The following is an 18643-nucleotide window of genomic DNA, read 5'->3' as shown; positions in this document are numbered from 1 at the left end:
ATTTTTGCGCAATCGCAACCGCTTGAACTTATTTTTTAGGGTTATCGAATGAAAATTATTGAAGGTAATAAATACGCTCCTGGCAAGAAATTCGCTATCGTTATTTCTCGTTTTAATGACTTTATTGGTAGCAGCCTATTAGCTGGTGCTGTTGATGAATTAAAACGTACTGGTGGTGTATCTGATGATGATATTACCGTAGTTTATGTACCAGGTGCGGTAGAATTACCTTTAGCGGCGAAACGCGTTGCAGCAAAAAAAGAGTATGATGCAATCATCGCTTTAGGCGTTGTGATCAGAGGTGGTACACCACATTTTGATCTTGTCGCTGGCGAATCAAATAAAGGCTTAGCGCAAGTGTCGCTTGAGTATGATATCCCGATTGCATTTGGCGTATTAACCACTGAAAGCATTGAGCAAGCGATTGAACGCGCTGGCACTAAAATGGGCAACAAAGGCGGCGAAGCTGCTTTAGGCGCACTTGAAATGGTTAATGTGTTAGATAAAATTTAAGTTTAAGGAATTTTTGTGAAACCAGCAGCAAGACGTAAAGCACGTATCTTAGCACTTCAAGCCGTTTATTCTTGGCAATTAAGTGGCAATGCCATTGCCGATATCGAACAACAAATGTTGATCGAAAACGATGTGACTAAAATTGATGTTGAATACTTTAAAGATCTTTCGCGTGGTGTTGCTATAAATCATAAGCAACTAGACGAAGCAGTATCGCCACATTTAACTCGTCCATTTAACGAGTTAGACCAAGTTGAACGCGCTATTTTACGTTTAAGCAGCTATGAGCTGAAATTCCGTGAAGATGTACCTTATAAAGTTGCTATCAACGAAGGTATTGAGCTTGCTAAGATATTTGGCGCTGAAGACAGCCATAAATTTGTTAATGGTGTACTTGATAAAGCGGTAAAGCATTTACGTAAGTAATGCGACCGTAAAAGGAGAGCCGGCATAGGCCGGCTTTTTTGTGTATGAAGGAATTTGAATTAATAAATCGCTACTTTAAAGGTCGTGGCATAATTCGTCGCGATGTTAATTTAGGGATTGGTGACGATTGTGCATTGGTTACTGTTCCTGAAAATTGTCAGTTAGCGATTACCACCGATACACTGGTAGCAGGCGTACACTTTTTTGATGACATCGATCCGCGTGCATTAGGCCATCGTGCCCTGGCCGTAAACTTAAGTGATTTAGCTGCTATGGGGGCTGAGCCTACGTGGGTTTCGGTTGCTTTAACGTTGCCAAATATTGATGTTGAGTGGCTGGAAGAATTCACCGAAGGCATGCATGAAATCGCAGAGTATTTTAATGTGCAAATCATTGGTGGCGATACCACGCAAGGGCCGTTAACAATTACTATTTGTGCTAAAGGTACAGTGCCTGCAGGTAAAGCACTGCGCCGAAGCGGTGCTAAAGTAGGTGACTGGGTTTATGTTACAGGGCCGCTAGGTGATGCCGGGCTTGCGATTGAAGCTCGTAAGCAAGAGATTAAGATTGCTCCAGAGCACTTAAGGTACGTTAATCAACGATTTGATTACCCAACTCCGCGTGTTGCTGCGGGGCAAGTATTACGCGGTTTAGCATCATCAGCGATTGATATCTCAGATGGTCTATTGGCAGATCTTGGGCATATTTTAGCTCTGTCGCAAGTTAGCGCTTGTATTGATGTGAATAAAATACCAACCTCGGATGCATTGCGTGCTACTTTAGAACGAGATCAACAACTGCCGTTTATCCTCAATTATGGCGATGACTATGAGTTGTTATTTACGGTACCTGATAGCAATAAAAGTATGCTGGAAATGAAATTGCGCCAGTATGGTGTAGATGCAGCCTGCATTGGACAAATAAAAAGTGGTGAAGGCGAGGTTGAGCTGATGCTCGATGGCGAAAAATTAGCATATGATGATGCTGGTTTTGAACACTTCACCAAGGAGTCGGTTTGAATAAACCTGCATTATTTAATTTAAAGCGCCCTCATCAATTTTTTGGTTTGGGCTTTGGTTTAGGGTTAGCGCCTAAAGCGCCGGGTACGTTTGGTACCTTTGCTGCGCTACCGTTTATTTTTACTACTATGTATTTCCCGCTGTGGTTACAAATTGTATTTGCGGTAGTTATTAGTATTTTTGGTATATGGGCATGTGGCAAAACCGCTGATGATCTGGGAGTACATGATCATCCCGCGATTGTATGGGATGAAGTTGCCGGATTTTACATTACCATGATCGGAGCTGCATTAAGTTGGCAGTCTTTGTTAGTGGGTTTTTTGTTATTTCGTTTTTTTGATATCGCTAAACCAGGTCCTATTCGCTTTCTTGATAAGCGGGTTCATGGTGGTGTAGGTATTATGGCGGATGATGTTTTAGCTGGTATATTTTCTTTAATTTGTGTTCAGGCATTGTTTAAAATGGGTTATTTGCCCTTTTAACCTTAGTTTTGCAACGAGGTATTGACGTTATGATGCGATTTTTATTGGTTATTATTGTGCTGTTCTGCAGTATGCCAAGTAAGGCGTCAATTACCGACTATGTTGTAAAACAATGGAATATGCAAAATGGCTTACCATCGCAGTCACTTAAAAGTGTCGTGCAAGATAAGCAAGGCTATATGTGGCTGGGAACTCAGTTTGGCCTCAGTCGCTTTGATGGCAATACATTCACTAATTACAACACCTTAAATAGTAATTTCTTACCCAGTAACGGCATTAATAAATTACTAGTCGATAGCGAAGGCTATTTATGGATTGGTACTAAAGATGGTATTGTGGTCATCGATCCCACCACTATGGCAGCGCAAGAGTTTAGTGTAAAAGGCCCTGTACGCGATGTTATCGAAGATGCGAAAGGCAGTATTTGGATAGCAGCGAATGGCCTGTACTTTGTATCTCGCAATCAGATCAATGTCAGCGCAGTGCATGACTTACTAGTCCCTGTAATGAGTGCCAGTTCAGTAAAGCAGATTGTTGGTACTGTCAGTCAGCTGGCATTATCGCCAGAAGGGATCTGGCTGGTGAATGAACGATACTTGCTACGGTTAACTAATTCCTCCTCTGATTTTGCAAAATTACGCTTAGAACTAACTGCTAAGGTATCTATACCTGAGCGTTTAGCACAAACGATTATTCACGATTTAGCATGGCTGGAAGGCAACTTATATTTAGCGTCAGAGCTCGGTGCTTACTTTTTAGATTTAGATGACGAGTTAAGGCCCTTTCCACTGCCCAATGCGAATAACTCAGCGGTTTATAAATTTATGAGTGACTCAAATGGAGCACTGTGGATTTCGACCTATGGGCGCTTACTGTTTCGAGACAACTCCGGCGATTGGCAATGGGTTGAACCGAGCCAACTTGACCAAAGTATTTGGTTTGCTGATTTATATCGCGATAATGATAATAATATTTGGCTTGCGAGTTTTAGTGAAGGATTATGGCTTGCGCACGAAGGCCGAATAGAACGTCACTCAGCTATATCACAAATGACCGAAGCGGTTATGGCCATTAGCCAAGCGCCCGATGGGAGATTGTGGGTCGCTAACCGCAGTGGTGTAGGCTACTTTGATTTAGATAAAAACTTTATCAATCAAATCCCAAGTAATCAATACGGACGTGCAGCCGTGCATGATTTACAGTTTGATGGCTCACGTTTATATATCGCCACTGGACGTGGTGTGTATATTTATGAAAACAACACCTTGTTCACTGTCCCTGGACGCGCTTTAAAAGATAACCCGGTGTTTGCGATTAGTCGCTCCAGCAAAGGAGGCTTTTGGCTTGGTACTGGCCGGGGTATGTATCGGCTTAGTTACGGTGGTTTAACCCCATTTGCTTATAACGCATTTTTAGGCAGTAAGTTTATTACTTATGTCGTTGATGAAGCTAATTTTGGTTTAATTGGCACTAGCAAAGGCGCTTACTACTTTACCGATCGTGGTATTGAAAAAATTGGCGATCAAACGAGTCTTGAAGGTGCTTATGTTACAAGCATCTTAAACATTGATGGAGTTGGTATATTAATCGGCTCATTAAATGATGGTTTATTTTATCGAAGCACACAAGGGCATTGGCGTCAGTTAGATGCTACCAATGGCTTACCTTACGGTTCTATTTTTAGTTTACGTTATGATGAAAAGCTCAAGCGCATATGGGTTAGTACCATGAAAGGTGTCTACCGAATGCCGGTTGAACAGTTTAGTACCGATATTGAAAGCTTAAAAGTAGAGCAGGTTATTTCGTCATACGATCGTCAACTTGACGGTAAGGCCAGCCAGTGTTGTACCGGCCTTGGCCATGACGCTGTGGCGGAGTTAGGTAATTCAATGTGGTATCCGAGCCTACAGGGGGTCGTGGAGATCCCTAAGGATATTGAGCTGTTTGGCGTTAAACCATTACAGCCAAAGGTTGAGAGTTTAAATACTGGGATACGTAAACTTGCAACAGCTGCATTAGGGCGTAATCCTGAATTAGAAATCGATGAACGTGATATCACCCTTAAATATACAGCGATAGACTATTATGCACCGACCAGTATTGAGTTTCGCTATCGTTTAACTGGTTTAGACAGCGATTGGCGTTATGCTAATACCCGTCGTGAAGCTATTTATACCAATTTACCGCCTGGTGCATTTTTGTTTCAACTTGAGGCTAAACGACAAGGTGAAGGCTGGCAGAAGGCGCAACGTACGGAATATTCATTTGTGGTACCAAGACGGTTTGATGAAACAATTTATTTTCGGTTGTTGATCACTGGTAGTTTTATTTTATTATTTTATTTAGTGTTTTGGGTATTTAGAAAGCAAGAGCGTCGTAAGCAAACCGCGCTTGAAAGTCTGATCACGGAGCGCACCGGGGAGCTGCGACAAGCTAATGATAAGCTAAATCAAGTTAACTCACAGCTAAAGCTTATGAGTCACTCAGATGAGCTTACTGGGCTGAGAAGTCGTCGCTTCTTATTTGATCAACTACCAAAAGATATAGAGCACTTTCAGCGTAACTCACAATCATTACAAGCGCAGGGAAAATCCTTGGTGTTGCTAATCATTAATTTTGATAATTTTAGCCGCATTAATGACGCTTATGGACCGATTGGTGGTGATAGTTGTTTGCAGCAAATGGCTGCATTGCTTAACTCTCGTACCCAAGGATCTGATTATGTTGCCCGTTGGAGTGGTGATGAATTCTTGTTACTGCTACGTGACTTTAAACGCACTGCAATCGATAGTTATGTTGCGCAGCTGTGTAAAGTAATTGCTGATCACACATTTAAGTTGCCCAGTGGTGACAGTATAAACTTGACTGCATCGATTGGCTTTTCATTTTACCCATTACCATTATTAGGTGGTCAGGTTATTGGTTGGGAAACCTCTGTCAACTTAGCGGATATCGCGCTACATCAAGTTAAAAAGCGCGGTGGCGATGGTGTTGCAAACATCACCTTTGATGAACAATTAGATGCCTTTGAGTTTGAGCAAACCAACAATGTTGAGCAACAACTGAGTGTATTACAAGCTAATGGTTTAGCAGATATCAAAGTGTGGATGCGCTAATTGGCTAATTATGCGTTTGCTTATTCTAAGACTGCTGTTAGTTAAAGATAAGAAATGCCTTAACTCGAAAAGTTAAGGCATTGGGAGGCCAACTAAAGGCAGTTAATTTGACTGTCCTTGATGGTTAGCGATTTAGCCAGCTTGGTAAAATAGCAACAGACTCAGGAGCTGTGAATGAGTAGCTTACGCTGGCTGCAATATCACCGCTGGGGCTATTGAGAATATTATCAAACCGCATGACTAAGCCATTTGATTTTTCGGCTACGTATAAATGATTGCCGGTAAACATAATATCGACAGGATTACCGAGCATGGTTGCAGGTCCGGCGATATTGACACTGACATTGTTCAAACCTGATCCGGTTCCTGCATTATTTAATACAAACAATTTACCATCAGTGGCGTCAGCGGCACTGCCTACATCTGAGACAATTAATGAGTCACTTAGTGGATCGTAATCAATGCCATGTATATTGGTAGGGGCTGGGAATGCGACTCCTGCTGTTGCGGGTGTAATTAAGCGATCTTCCCCGGTTACAGTGCTCATACCCGCCATTAGCTTGCTTTTAACTTCATCAAAAACAGCAATAGTCCCATTGGTTAATGCCACAAATGCTCTATCAGTAGTGACATCATAGTCAACATCCCATGGACGTGCACCACCGCTTGCTGTGAGCGTCAAAAGGGGCGTTACATCACCCGTAGTACATGTTGAGAATATTAATATTCCCGGTGTTGTGGCATTGTTTTCAGCGACAAAAATCATCCCACTGTCTGATGCTACATCAATACCTTTTGGCGAGATTAGGCCGGTATTACTGCCGCTGATGATAGAATCTTGGCTTAGTGTAAATACCTCGCCATCACGGTGCATCGCGACTTTATTGGAAATAACAATTCCACCTACAGAGGTTGTGCTGTTATCAAAGCTCGCATAGCTGTTACCGGCTTTATCAAAGGCAACACTTTCGATTGTTTGACTTGCATTATAACTGCCAATTTCACTTGTTAACTGTGCATTTAGACGTGAAATTTGTCCTGTTGTAGGGCCTGCCGCGCTTGGATTACTACTTACAGCAATACCCATCAATGGCATATTAGTCATATAACTGTCAGATACATCAGGCATATCATTATGCATCACTGTTGCGGTTATTGACTCTGGCTTAATCGTTGCGGTGACGCTATCTGGACTAATGTCACCACTGACGCCATTAAAGATATTGCTAAATACCAGAATTGCATCATTAGATTTTTCTGCAACGCGTAAGTCGCTACCAGTCAGGCTGATATCCACAGGGTTACCAAGCATAGTAGCAGGGCCAGCGATACTGCGAGCAACCGTGGTATTGCCAGTAGCAAGGGATGCGTTGTTGATCACAAATAATGCGCCGTCGGTTGCATCACTGGCACTGCCGACGTCAGAAAGTACTAATTTATTTGTATCAGCATCATAAACGATACCATGAATATTAACGGAAACTTTGTTACCGCTTGCATCACTGGGTGTGATTGTACGAGTTGCCATAGCGGTAAAGCCACCATCTACATAATTATCGTATACTGCAACATCACCATTAGTGAGTGCCACATATAAGCGATCGTTTATATCATCGTATGTTACATCCCACGGTTTTGCGTCTGTAACTGTACTAGCTAAAGGCGCTGCATTTCCTGCGGCGGTAGCACCAAAGACAGTGATCTGCATGGCATTAAAGTCAGCGGCAAAAATGAGTCCGCGCTTATTTGATATATGAATACCTTTGGGATTGACTAACGTAGTGTTGCTGCCGGTAATGGTACGATCACGATTACTGTCAAACATACCCCCATCGGCACGGCTTAATACTTGGCAAACGGTGCTAAGAGCGCCATTACCAGAATCGCTGGCTTGAATTAAATTACCTAAGCTATCAAATGCAACACCTTCATTTGCACCACTATTAAATGTTTTTAACTTTGCAGCATTTTGATTAATCAAATCAACGGTGCCTGCATTATCAGCACCATTATTAGCCAAAATAAAAGTTGCTGCTGCAAATCCTGGAGTACCATCTGATCCATTCGTGCCATCGCTACCATTTGTACCATCAGCACCATTACTACCATCGACGCCGTCCATGCCCATTTCACCTTGCGGGCCTACAGCACCATCTTTTCCATCATCGCCACTACAGCCGGTTAAGCCAATCAAAATTGCTAGAGTAAGCGCAGACAAACAAAGTTTACTGGTCATTAATTGTGCGTGAATAGATTTGGTGCTTTCGCCTGATTTTAACGTTTTCATAACTTGTACCTTCTTAAATATTCCATCAAATGTGAACATACAAAGAGCTTGGCTTAAAACAGCTTATACCAATCGTGTTAAGTTGTTAGTCATTTATAGCGACGGATAAATAGAGTGATAACAAGGCATAAATTTTTATATGTAGTTGTTCTACATGAAAAATTCATAACGCCGTTAGCGCTTTATTTAGCACGCTAGAAAGGCTAAATATTTAAGTCGATTGGTATTATATAAAAGCGTGAACACTTTGCTCACGAGCTAACCTCAGTGAATAAACGTGGCAGGGAAATAATTGGATGCAAGAAAGTTGAAAAAAAGTGAGATTTTTTTAAATGTTTGAAAATAAATAACAAAGGAGCCTACGCTCCTTTGTTATTTTATTAACTTAAACTTTGGTTACTTAGTAATAAAGTTTTTTATGCTATCGAGTATACCTTGTGAGCCTAAGCCCATTTCATCATGCATTTGTTCTTGCGTGCCATGCTTGATGAACTCATCAGGAATACCTAAATTAAGGATGCTTACTGTTGCTTTTATAGCTGCTAAATATTCATTAACAGCAGAGCCTGCACCACCAACAATCGCGTTATCTTCAAGGGTTACAATGACGTCATGATCGGCTAATAAAGTGTCGATTAGTGCGCTATCAAGAGGTTTAACAAAACGCATATCAACGAGGCTAGCATTTAATTCATTGACTGCCAGTTGAGCGTTTTCAAGTAAAGTACCAAAGGATAAAACTGCGATTTTAGCGCCTTGTTTAATCACACGACCTTTACCAATTTCAAGCTCAGTCATTTGCTCGCAGATTTCAGTTGTGCCAGCACTACCACGAGGATAACGAACTGCAACAGGGCTGTTACAACGATAACCAGTGTACAGCATTTGACGACATTCATTAGTATCACTCGGTGCCATGATAATCATATTGGGGATACAACGGATAAAGCTTAAATCGTATGCGCCTTGATGAGTTTCGCCATCAGCACCAACAATACCAGCACGGTCAATTGCAAATAACACGGGTAAGTTTTGCAGAGCAACATCGTGAATAAGCTGATCGTAGGCACGTTGTAAAAAGCTTGAATAAATAGCGACAACTGGTTTTAAGCCTTCGCAGGCAAAACCTGCGGCTAAAGTAACCGCGTGTTGCTCGGCAATGGCAACATCAAAATATTGCTCAGGGTATTCTTTTGAAAAACGCACCATGCCTGAGCCTTCACGCATAGCCGGGGTGATTGCCATAAGCTTTTCATCTTGACTTGCCATGTCACACAACCAATCGCCAAATACTTTAGAAAAAGTCGCAGCGCCTGGTTTTGATTTTGGTAGGCTGGAAATCGCAGGGTCGAACTTAGGTACGCCGTGATAGCCTATTGGATCTGCTTCTGCTGGTTTATAGCCTTTACCTTTCTGGGTTTTGATATGCAGTAACTGCGGCCCTTTTAGGTTACGCATATTGCGCAGTGTATCAACCAACATGTTTACATCATGACCATCAATTGGGCCAATGTAATTTAAGCCTAACTCTTCAAAAAAGGTGCCTGGGATAACCATGCCTTTTAAGTGCTCTTCCATGCGGCTGGCTAATTCTTTTACTGGTGGCACGCCAGATAGCAGCTTTTTACTACCTTCACGAATGTTAGTGTAAAAACTGCCTGATAAGATACGAGCGAAATGATTAGTTAGTGCACCGACATTTTCAGAAATCGACATTTCGTTATCGTTTAATATGATCAGCATGTCAGATTTAACATCACCTAAGTGATTCATTGCTTCAAACGCCATGCCCGCGGTAATCGCACCATCACCAATAACCGCTACTGTTTTTCGTCCTTTGCCTTCTTTTTGCGCCGCAATTGACATGCCTAAAGCAGCAGAAATCGAGGTGCTTGAATGGCCAACACTAAAAGTGTCGTAGTGGCTTTCTTCACGAAATGGAAACGGATGTAAACCGTCTTTTTGGCGGATCGTGTGCATTTGATCACGGCGCCCTGTGAGAATTTTATGTGGGTATGCTTGATGGCCTACATCCCATACTAAGCGATCTTCAGGGGTGTTATATACATAATGAAGCGCTACAGTAAGCTCAACTGTGCCTAAACCTGATGCTAAGTGACCACTACTTTGCGAGACTGAGTTTAGTAAGTAATCACGTAACTCATTACTAAAAGCAGGTAATTTGTCTTGCGCTAAATCACGCAACTGGGCTGGTTCGTCAACCAAACCTAATAATGGATACTTGCTACTATCAAGTGTCATGATTTTTAATACATCCTTCGCTAACCAGAGGTCATTATAGCGTAATATTACTCTGATTCTTTAGTTATTTTGTACATCATTACTTGCTCAAGCTAGAGCCTAGAATTAATAATCGCGTTCAACAATATATTTTGCCAAGTTTTCTAGCTCAGAAGTGTCAGCATCTATTGCTGCTAACGCATCGAGTGCGCATTTTAGTAATGATTGTGCTTTTTGTTTTGCACCTGTAAGCCCAAGTAGAGCAGGGTAGGTCGCTTTATTTGCTGCAACATCGGAGCCTTGTGGTTTACCTAAGACTTGGGTATCACCTTCGATATCAAGAATATCGTCTTGCACCTGAAAAGCCAGCCCAATTGCATCACCAAACTGTTTTAATTGTAATAATGTTTGTTGATTTGTATCAGCTGCGCATAATGCACCTAAAGTAATTGCACAATTTAACAAAGCACCTGTTTTTAATTTATGGATACGTTCGAGCTCAGCTAAATTGACTAATTTGTCAGTCGCTGCAATATCCAGTGCTTGACCACCGACCATACCTTCAATACCCGATGCTTTGGCAAGTGCTGCAATCATTTTTAACTGTTGCTGTGCAGGAACGTTAAATGAATGGTTAGCAATTAAATCAAACGCTAATGTTTGCAGCGCATCACCGGCTAAAATAGCATGAGCTTCGCCATAGACAATATGGCAAGTCGGTCTACCACGTCGCAGGTCGTCGTCATCCATCGCGGGTAAATCATCATGAACTAACGAATAACTATGAATACATTCAATAGCAGCAGCCAACACGTCTAAATCTTGTTTATTTGCGCCAAGCATTTTTCCCGTGGCATACACTAAAAATGGTCGTAATCGTTTACCGCCATTTAAAACGCTGTAGTGGGTGGCTTGTTTGATGCTGTGCTCGGTATCGAGCGGTTGCTCAAAATACCGATTGAGAGTGGCTTCAACATCTTGTTGAGCACATTTTATTTGCTCTGTTATTAACACCCGTTATTCCAAATCATTATCAAAGTTAGTAAGTGGTGACTGACTATCACTACCCATTAAAATAGCTACTTTTTGTTCAGCTTGTTGTAACTTACTTGAAGATGCGCCGGCTAAAGCAATACCGCGTTCAAACTGTTTTAATGATTGCTCAAGGGAAAGCTCTCCTTGCTCCATTTCTGTGACGATTAAGGATAATTCATCAAGCGCTTGCTCGAAGCTTAGGTTCTCTGGTTTTTTCGTCGCCATACTGATTTAACTTAGATGATAGAAATGTGAGGCCAATTTTAGGGGGAATGCTAAACTAGGTCAAAGGGTGATGCATTTTTTTTGAATAATTAATTGTTTTCTTGCCACTTTTAATTATTTATACCTTTACTTAAGCCTTGCAGGTTATCAATGGTAGCTTAAAATGCTAAACAGGGTTGAAAACTTTCATTTCATTTTTTTCATTAAATGGTTTAAGTAATTCAATAGATTGCCGATAAGCTGTTAATAATAAAAATTTGTTGCTGGTAGCAACAAAGCATCGATTCCTCTGGAGGGGTAAGTGGATTTAGCAACCATTATAGGTATTCTCGGAGCTATTGGTCTTATTGCTATGTCAATGGTACTAAGTAGTGGCGGCGAAGTGGCTATGTTTTATAACACGCCATCGGTGGTTATTGTTTTCGGTGGTTCGATTTTTATAGTGTTATCAAACTATACGATGAGTCAATTCCTCGGTATCGGTAAAGTCGCGGCTAAAGCCTTCATGTTCAAAATAGAGTCACCTGAAGAGCTTATCGAAAAAGCAGTTGAACTTGCAGACTCGGCCCGTAAAGGCGGATTTTTAGCACTTGAGGAAGCAGAAATACCCAATGCGTTTATGCGTAAAGGGGTTGATATGCTTGTTGACGGTCATGACGCTGATGTTGTTCGTGCCACCTTGCAAAAAGATATTTCTCTTACTTCTACTCGTCATGAATCGGGGGCCGGTTTGTTTAAAGCGCTTGCCGATATTGCGCCTGCGATGGGTATGATAGGTACTTTGATTGGTCTAGTTGCGATGTTGTCGAATATGGATGACCCTAAAGCGATTGGTCCTGCGATGGCGGTAGCGCTTTTAACAACATTATATGGTGCGTTTTTAGCAAACGTGGTGGCAATTCCTATCCAAGTAAAATTGGAATTGCGTAAAGACGAAGAAGCAATGAATCAGCGGCTAATTTTAGATGCGGTATTAGGTATACAAGATGGCCAAAATCCAAAAGTCATCGAAGGTATTTTGAAAAACTACCTCGCTGAATCAAAACGAAAAGTGGATACTGAGGAGTAAGCATGTCAGATCAAGAGTGCAAGTGTCCACCACCCGGGTTACCAGCATGGATGGGTACCTTCGCGGATTTGATGTCACTATTGATGTGCTTCTTTGTACTTTTACTCGCGTTTTCAGAAATGGATGTACTTAAATTTAAACAAATCGCAGGCTCAATGAAGTTTGCCTTTGGTGTACAAAATAAAATAGAAGTAAAAGATATTCCCAAAGGAACATCCGTTATCGCGATGGAGTTCACCCCAGGTAAACCTGAACCTACTCCAATCGAAACCATTCAACAGCAAACTGTCGAAATGACCCAGCAAATGCTTGAGTTTCAGGCTGGTGATGAAAGCTCAGCTGGCGGTCGTCAAGAGCAACGCGGTAATAAGCGTGGCGGTGAGTCACAAAGTACAGCGCAACAACAAGCATCAGAACAATCTATTTCTGCAGCTGATCAAGAGCAGGTTAATGAGTTAGTTAAAAAGATAGCCCAGCAATTGGAACAACAAATCATGGATGGTGCTGTTGAGTTGGAATCATTAGGTCAGCAAATTATTATTCGTATTCGTGAAAATGGTTCATTTCCATCTGGGAGTGCATTTTTACAACCTAAGTTTAAACCAATCATTCGTGATATAGCTGCGTTACTAAAAGATGTGCCAGGTGAAATTACGGTGTCTGGTCATACTGATGATTTTCAAGTTTCGAATGAGCTGTATACCAATAACTGGGACTTATCATCGAAGCGTGCAGTTGCGGTTGCAACTGAAATGCAAAAAGCGCAAGGCTTTGATAAAACCAGAATGGTTGTTGTCGGTCATGCCGAAACTCGACCACTTGTTCCAAATGATTCTGATGCGGATAGACGACGTAATCGCCGCGTGGAAATTTCAATAATGCAAGGCAAGGCTAAGGAATCAGATCCGATAGATGTTCGTTAAGATGCTTGGCAAAGTACCTAATTTAGCTTAAAGTAGTTTTTTAACAAGTGTAACGGAGTGTCTGATGAAAAACGTTGATAAATATAGTTATATGCCGGGCAATGGTTCTGGTGGCGATGATGAAGAGAAGAATGTTAAGTAACGTCAATGCCTAATTGGGTGAACAATTTAATTTTTATACTTGAATATAGCTGGGTGTTATTTTTACTCCCAGCTATTTTTGTATTTTACATACGTAAGGATTGGTTGGCATTACGCTTTGTCTTGATTACAGCTGTTTTCTTCTTGTATGGCGCTGTGATTTATTCAAGCCTTAGAGAGTTAGATGACCCTTATATTTGGCGTTATGTAGTTTGGGCTTTTAATGATATTGCTTGGATGGCTTTGATTGCTTACTGGGCTATTAAAGATAAAGTGTATCTTTGGCAAAGTGTGATCGGTCAGTTGGTTGTAATTAGTGCGCCTATCTTACAATTATTTAGATTAGTGGATCGCCACCTTTGGGATTTATCGTATAGCACTATGCTATATAAAACGTTATTACCTTTAATCAATATTGGCACTGTCGTTGTGTGCTACCTTCCTCTGTTGTATTTATTTATGCGAAAAAATCGCAGTTTAAAGAGCTAATCATTAACTATTTGTAGATTAAATTACGTGTGCTAAACTACTGTGTAAATAACCAGTTGTTGATAGTGCCCTATGAAACTTTATATAGCCGAGAAGCCATCTTTAGGTCGTGCCATTGCTGATGCGCTACCAAAGCCTCATAAAAAACATGATGGCTATATTGAAGTGGCTAATGGCGATTGTGTTTCTTGGTGTATAGGTCACTTGCTCGAGCAGGCAGAGCCTGATGATTATAATGAGCAATATAAAAAATGGCGCTTTGATGACTTACCGATTATCCCACAGCAATGGCAGTTAAAAGCAAAATCTAAAACTCGTAAGCAACTTACGGTACTTAAAAAGTTAATCAAACAAGCTGATCAACTTGTTCATGCTGGTGATCCAGACCGAGAAGGGCAATTACTTGTTGATGAGGTGATTGAGCAAGTTAAACTTAGCCAAGCCAAAAAACAGCAAATTCAACGTTTATTGATCAGTGATTTGAATGTTAGCGCGGTTAAAAAGTCGCTGCAAAACGTTCGCTCTAACCGTGAATTTATTCCACTTAGTGTATCTGCTTTGGCGCGTTCGCGAGCTGATTGGCTGTTTGGTATGAATTTAACGCGCGCCTATACGCTTGCAGGTCAAAAAGCAGGGTTTGGTAATGTATTATCAGTAGGGCGTGTACAAACACCAATATTAGGATTGGTTGTTCAGCGTGATAACGAGATTGCTAATTTTGTGCCAAAACCTTTTTATGAAGTATTAGCCCATTTAAGTACCGAAAATAAAGAGCCGTTTACAGCAAAGTGGCAACCAAGCAAAGCGTGTGAACCTTATCAAGATGAAGAGGGGCGAGTGCTCCATCGAGGCCTTGCTGAGAATGTTGCGTCGCGAATTTCTAATCAATCAGGTGAAGTTACTGCGCTTGAACAAAAGCAGAAAAAGCAACAAGCACCTTTGCCGTATAATTTGTCAGCGTTACAAATTGATGCTGCGAAAGCTTTTTCAATGCCTGCACAAAAGGTATTGGATATTTGTCAAAATTTATATGAGCGTCACAAGCTAATTACCTATCCACGTTCAGACAATCGTTACTTGCCCAAAGATCATCACCAAGAAGCAGCCAGTATAATAAAGGCAATTGCCATCAATGGCGGGCAAAATGACACTCATTGCCAAGGCGCAGATGTGAGTAAACGCAGTAAGTGTTTTAACGATGCTAAGGTGGCTGCGCATCACGCCATTATTCCTACCGCTAAGCAGCAAAAGTCAGCAAGTTTGAGCGTTGAAGAAGGTAAAGTGTATGGTCTTATTAGCCGTCATTATCTGATCCAGTTTTATCCAGACTACATTTACAATGAAACAAAGGCTGAAATAACAATTAATGGTGGTATCTTTAAAGCCAACGCAAAACAAGATGTAAGTTTAGGCTTTAAAGCGTTAATGGGAAAAACCGCATTAAAAGATGAGCAGATATTGCCGCCATTAATTAAAGGGCAACAGTTGCAGTGTGAACGCGGTGAAGTAATTGATAAAATGACCAGCCCGCCAGCTCATTTCAATGATGCAACGCTGCTTAGTGCAATGACAGGTATTAGTCGGTACGTTAAAGATCCAGAAATCAAAAAAATACTCAAAGAAACAGATGGCTTAGGAACCGAAGCAACCAGAGCGGGTATTTTAGAGTTATTATTTAGAAGACAATTTTTAAGACGTCAAGGTAAACTCATTTTAGCAACCGATACAGGTAAAGCATTGATCAGTGCGTTACCGCATGGTTTAGCCAGCCCAGACCTAACCGCAAAATGGGAAGTATCGTTGGGCGACATAGCAGAACAACAAATGAGTTATCAACAATTTTTAAATCCTTTATTAGTGGATTTAGCGGCTTTTGTGGAACTTGCCAAAAATTGTGATAGCAACGTATTTGCACAATTACCAAAAACGCCGCAAAAGCGGCGTTTTACAAGAAAAACTAAACCAAAAACAAAATCGGCTTAGTCATCCATTGCTAAGATTATTGATTAAACAAAGCCACCGCAGCGTTACTCATTGCAGTGATACCTGTGGGGATTGCAACTTTATAGTCAGGTGCAAATTTACTTGAATGTAGTGAAGGTAAAGTTGCCCCTGATGTTTGTGCCGCTTGATATTGAGCTTGCTCTACACCACCTAACCAAAATAAGGTGATAGGGATGTTTTTATCTGTGCGGCCATATAAACCAAAATCTTCCCCTGCCATAACCGCTTCGGTTTCAAGTACATTACTTTGTCCAATCGCCGAGCTAATCGCACTACGTACAATATTAGTTTGTGCAGGGTCGTTATATGTAGATGGGATTGACTCATCTTCATGTACATAAACCACAGGTATTAAGCTTTCATCCAATCCTGCACTTAATGCAATGCCTTTAGTTATACGTTTTATAGCTGCAATTTGTTGCTCGCGAATTTTAGGATTATAACTTCTAAGTGTCAGCTGTAGCTTTACTTCATTCGAAATTACATTATGTTTAGCTCCACCGTGAATTGAACCCACTGTAATTACTGAGGGTTCAAGAGGTGATAATTCGCGACTGGTAATTGTTTGCAGTGCCAACACTATTCGTGATGCGATAACAACAGGGTCAATAGTCATATGTGGGTAAGCACCATGACCACCTTTACCTTTAACCGTAATATCTACTGAATCCACACTGGCCATGGTGTACTCATTTTTCATACTGACTTGTCCTGCAGGAACACTCGCACTAACATGCAAAGCGATAACGTGATCAGGAGTCGGATATTTACTAAATAAACCTTCTTTGAGCATCGCTTTTGCACCGCCTCCCACCTCTTCAGCAGGTTGTGCCACCATCATTAAGGTTCCTTGCCATGCATCTTTATGTAGCATTAATTGTTGCGCAGTACCAATAAATGAACTCATATGAATATCATGACCACATCCGTGCATCACACCAACGTTTGCTCCTTCATCATTCATAACAGTGACTGTTGAAGCATATGATTTACCAGTTTGTTCTATGATTGGTAAGCCGTCTGTATCAGTACGGATCATTATTGTCGGGCCATCACCATTTTTATATAAGCCTACTACACCAAAGCCACCCACATTGTCGGTCACCTCATAGCCAAGCGCACGTAATTTGGTGGCAAGCTTTTCTCCCGTTTCTTGCTCATGGTATGAAAGTTCTGGGGACTGGTGTAAATCTAAGTAAAACTTTTCAATGGCAGGCATCGTTTTATCTAACTTCAGCTCCAAGGTTGTTGAGCTTGCTAATGGACTAAGCAGTATAAGTGCAGCGTATAGACTATGAAATTTCATAAAAGACCTTTTTGATTTATGGCTTGTGATTCTGGGCTTGTAATTATTATGTTTGCCTCCATATAAAACCCTAAATAGTCTGATATGGCAATCAATAGCAATGAATAATATGGTAAATGTTAATCCGCAAAATCTTCAACAAGTGCTGGGTGAAACATCACAACAAAAACTAGTCCTGTTAAGTTTCTTTTCAGCACAAAGTCCAGAGTGTCAATCTCAAGCAGCTATTTTACAGACAATAGCCAAAGATTATGGTGACTATATATTAGTTGCCACATTAGATTGTGATTTAGAGCAAGCACTCGCAGCACAACTAGCACAGCAAGTTGGACTACAAACATTACCAACCTTAGTGCTATTAAAAGATTCAGCACCTGTTGATGTATTAGCCGGTGCACAAGCTGAAACTCAAATCAGAGAAGCGTTAAGTAAACATTTACCGCAGCCTCATGAAATGTTGTTAGAACAAGCCAAGCAAGCACTGATCGCTCAGGATTTAAATCAAGCGTTTAATTTTGCCAAGCAGGCTTACGAATTAGACAATACAAATGCGCGTATAAAATTAGTATTGGCAGATATATGCATTCAAATTCATAAACTGGATGACGCGCAAGCTTTGTTAGCTTCAGTAAATGAAAATGAGCAAGATGCATACTTTACAAATATTCAAGCAAAGTGCGCACAAGCACTTCAAGCACAAGAATCGCCAGAGCTAAAAGCATTACAAGCGAAAGTTGAAAAGTATCCTAACGATCTTGAATTAAAAGTTGAACTAAGTGCAGCATACGACCAAGCAGGCAAAAAAGAGCAAGCGTTAGAGTTACTATTTACAGTGTTGAAAAAAGATTTGAATTTTGCCGATGCCAAGGTAAGTTATTTAGCTATTATTGCCTCTTTACCGGATGGTGATAGTTTAGCGGCTAAATATAGAAGAAAGCTTTACAGTATCCTCTATTAACACGTTTTTATTTTGTTTTATGGAAAGCGCCGAAGTTAATGGCGCTTTTTTTATGCCAAAAACTTGCGAAATATCGATAATAGATAATACTGAAGATCCTTTCAGGGAAAAGTCGTTGTTATTTTGTACAGTTGACTAGGGGTTTTAGCGTGTTTAGCGCGTAAATTGAACGAACAGCACTTTATTTCAAGTTTTCTTTAAAAAACGCTTGCGTAAAATTCGCCGCGCCCTATAATGCGACCCCACTGAGACGGCAGACAGCAACGCTTAAGCTGCAAGAGTTAATCAGTTAGTCGAGTAAAACTTAAGTTTAGATTTTTAAGAAAGTTTAAAATTAAGTGTTGACAAAAAAATAGGAAAGCGTAGTATGCGCAGCCCTAGCGAGATAAAGTTTAACTTTAACCGCAAC

The 18643-nt window shown here is 40.9% G+C and carries 15 protein-coding genes; 10 read left to right on the top strand and 5 right to left on the bottom strand.

What is annotated here, in order from left to right; genetic code table 11:
* The first annotated feature begins 48 nt into the window (after window positions 1-48).
* From ribH to FW757_RS02790, 5 genes are read left to right on the top strand one after another with little or no spacing between them, the layout of a single operon-like run.
* Window positions 49-513 (top strand): 6,7-dimethyl-8-ribityllumazine synthase, encoded by a 465-nt coding sequence (gene ribH, locus FW757_RS02810; protein WP_145241133.1) that lies wholly within the window; start codon window positions 49-51, stop codon window positions 511-513.
* A 15-nt stretch (window positions 514-528) separates the two neighbouring features.
* Window positions 529-939, top strand: coding sequence for a transcription antitermination factor NusB (gene nusB / locus FW757_RS02805; protein WP_145241131.1), 411 nt, complete (start codon window positions 529-531; stop codon window positions 937-939).
* A 44-nt stretch (window positions 940-983) separates the two neighbouring features.
* Window positions 984-1958: a thiamine-phosphate kinase gene (gene thiL / locus FW757_RS02800; RefSeq protein ID WP_182739780.1), complete on the top strand. Its 975-nt coding sequence runs from the start codon at window positions 984-986 to the stop codon at window positions 1956-1958.
* Window positions 1955-2440 (top strand): phosphatidylglycerophosphatase A family protein, encoded by a 486-nt coding sequence (locus tag FW757_RS02795; protein WP_145241127.1) that lies wholly within the window; start codon window positions 1955-1957, stop codon window positions 2438-2440. The genes thiL and FW757_RS02795 overlap by 4 nt, the downstream gene beginning before the upstream one ends.
* A 29-nt stretch (window positions 2441-2469) precedes the next feature.
* Window positions 2470-5556 (top strand): ligand-binding sensor domain-containing diguanylate cyclase, encoded by a 3087-nt coding sequence (locus tag FW757_RS02790; RefSeq protein ID WP_149981195.1) that lies wholly within the window; start codon window positions 2470-2472, stop codon window positions 5554-5556.
* Window positions 5557-5680: 124 nt separating this feature from the next.
* Here FW757_RS02790 and FW757_RS02785 read toward each other — a convergent pair whose 3' ends face one another.
* From FW757_RS02785 to FW757_RS02770, 4 genes are all read right to left on the bottom strand, one after another.
* On the bottom strand, window positions 5681-7843 hold the full coding sequence (locus FW757_RS02785; RefSeq protein WP_179959160.1) for a hypothetical protein: 2163 nt from the start codon (window positions 7841-7843) through the stop codon (window positions 5681-5683).
* Between the two features lie 396 nt (window positions 7844-8239).
* Window positions 8240-10105 (bottom strand): 1-deoxy-D-xylulose-5-phosphate synthase, encoded by a 1866-nt coding sequence (gene dxs, locus FW757_RS02780; RefSeq protein WP_145241123.1) that lies wholly within the window; start codon window positions 10103-10105, stop codon window positions 8240-8242.
* A 105-nt stretch (window positions 10106-10210) separates the two neighbouring features.
* Window positions 10211-11098 (bottom strand): (2E,6E)-farnesyl diphosphate synthase, encoded by an 888-nt coding sequence (gene ispA, locus FW757_RS02775; RefSeq protein WP_182718318.1) that lies wholly within the window; start codon window positions 11096-11098, stop codon window positions 10211-10213.
* A 3-nt stretch (window positions 11099-11101) separates the two neighbouring features.
* A complete protein-coding gene (locus tag FW757_RS02770) occupies window positions 11102-11344 on the bottom strand; it encodes an exodeoxyribonuclease VII small subunit (RefSeq protein WP_145241119.1) in 243 nt (80 codons plus the stop codon).
* 301 nt (window positions 11345-11645) lie between these two features.
* Between FW757_RS02770 and pomA the strand changes: the two genes are divergently transcribed.
* The 4 genes from pomA (at window position 11646) to FW757_RS02750 (ending at window position 15949) form a co-directional block, all read left to right on the top strand.
* Window positions 11646-12413, top strand: coding sequence for a flagellar motor protein PomA (gene pomA / locus FW757_RS02765; protein WP_145241117.1), 768 nt, complete (start codon window positions 11646-11648; stop codon window positions 12411-12413).
* Window positions 12414-12415: 2 nt separating this feature from the next.
* Complete coding sequence (locus FW757_RS02760) at window positions 12416-13336, top strand: flagellar motor protein MotB (protein WP_145241115.1); 921 nt, start codon at window positions 12416-12418, stop codon at window positions 13334-13336.
* Window positions 13337-13483: 147 nt separating this feature from the next.
* On the top strand, window positions 13484-13966 hold the full coding sequence (locus FW757_RS02755; RefSeq protein ID WP_149981193.1) for a hypothetical protein: 483 nt from the start codon (window positions 13484-13486) through the stop codon (window positions 13964-13966).
* Window positions 13967-14038: 72 nt separating this feature from the next.
* Complete coding sequence (locus FW757_RS02750) at window positions 14039-15949, top strand: DNA topoisomerase III (RefSeq protein ID WP_182718319.1); 1911 nt, start codon at window positions 14039-14041, stop codon at window positions 15947-15949.
* A gap of 16 nt (window positions 15950-15965) precedes the next feature.
* Here FW757_RS02750 and FW757_RS02745 read toward each other — a convergent pair whose 3' ends face one another.
* Window positions 15966-17276, bottom strand: a complete 1311-nt coding sequence (locus FW757_RS02745) for a M20 metallopeptidase family protein (protein WP_182718320.1) — start codon at window positions 17274-17276, stop codon at window positions 15966-15968.
* Window positions 17277-17376: 100 nt separating this feature from the next.
* Here FW757_RS02745 and FW757_RS02740 point away from each other — a divergent pair, with 100 nt between their 5' ends.
* Entirely contained in the window at window positions 17377-18234 is an 858-nt protein-coding gene (locus FW757_RS02740) for a tetratricopeptide repeat protein (RefSeq protein ID WP_145241107.1), read from the top strand.
* Window positions 18235-18643 lie beyond the last annotated feature (409 nt).

It is taken from the genome of Pseudoalteromonas sp. 1181_04, assembly GCF_052850545.1.
This window is presented reverse-complemented; position numbering and strand designations above follow the sequence as displayed.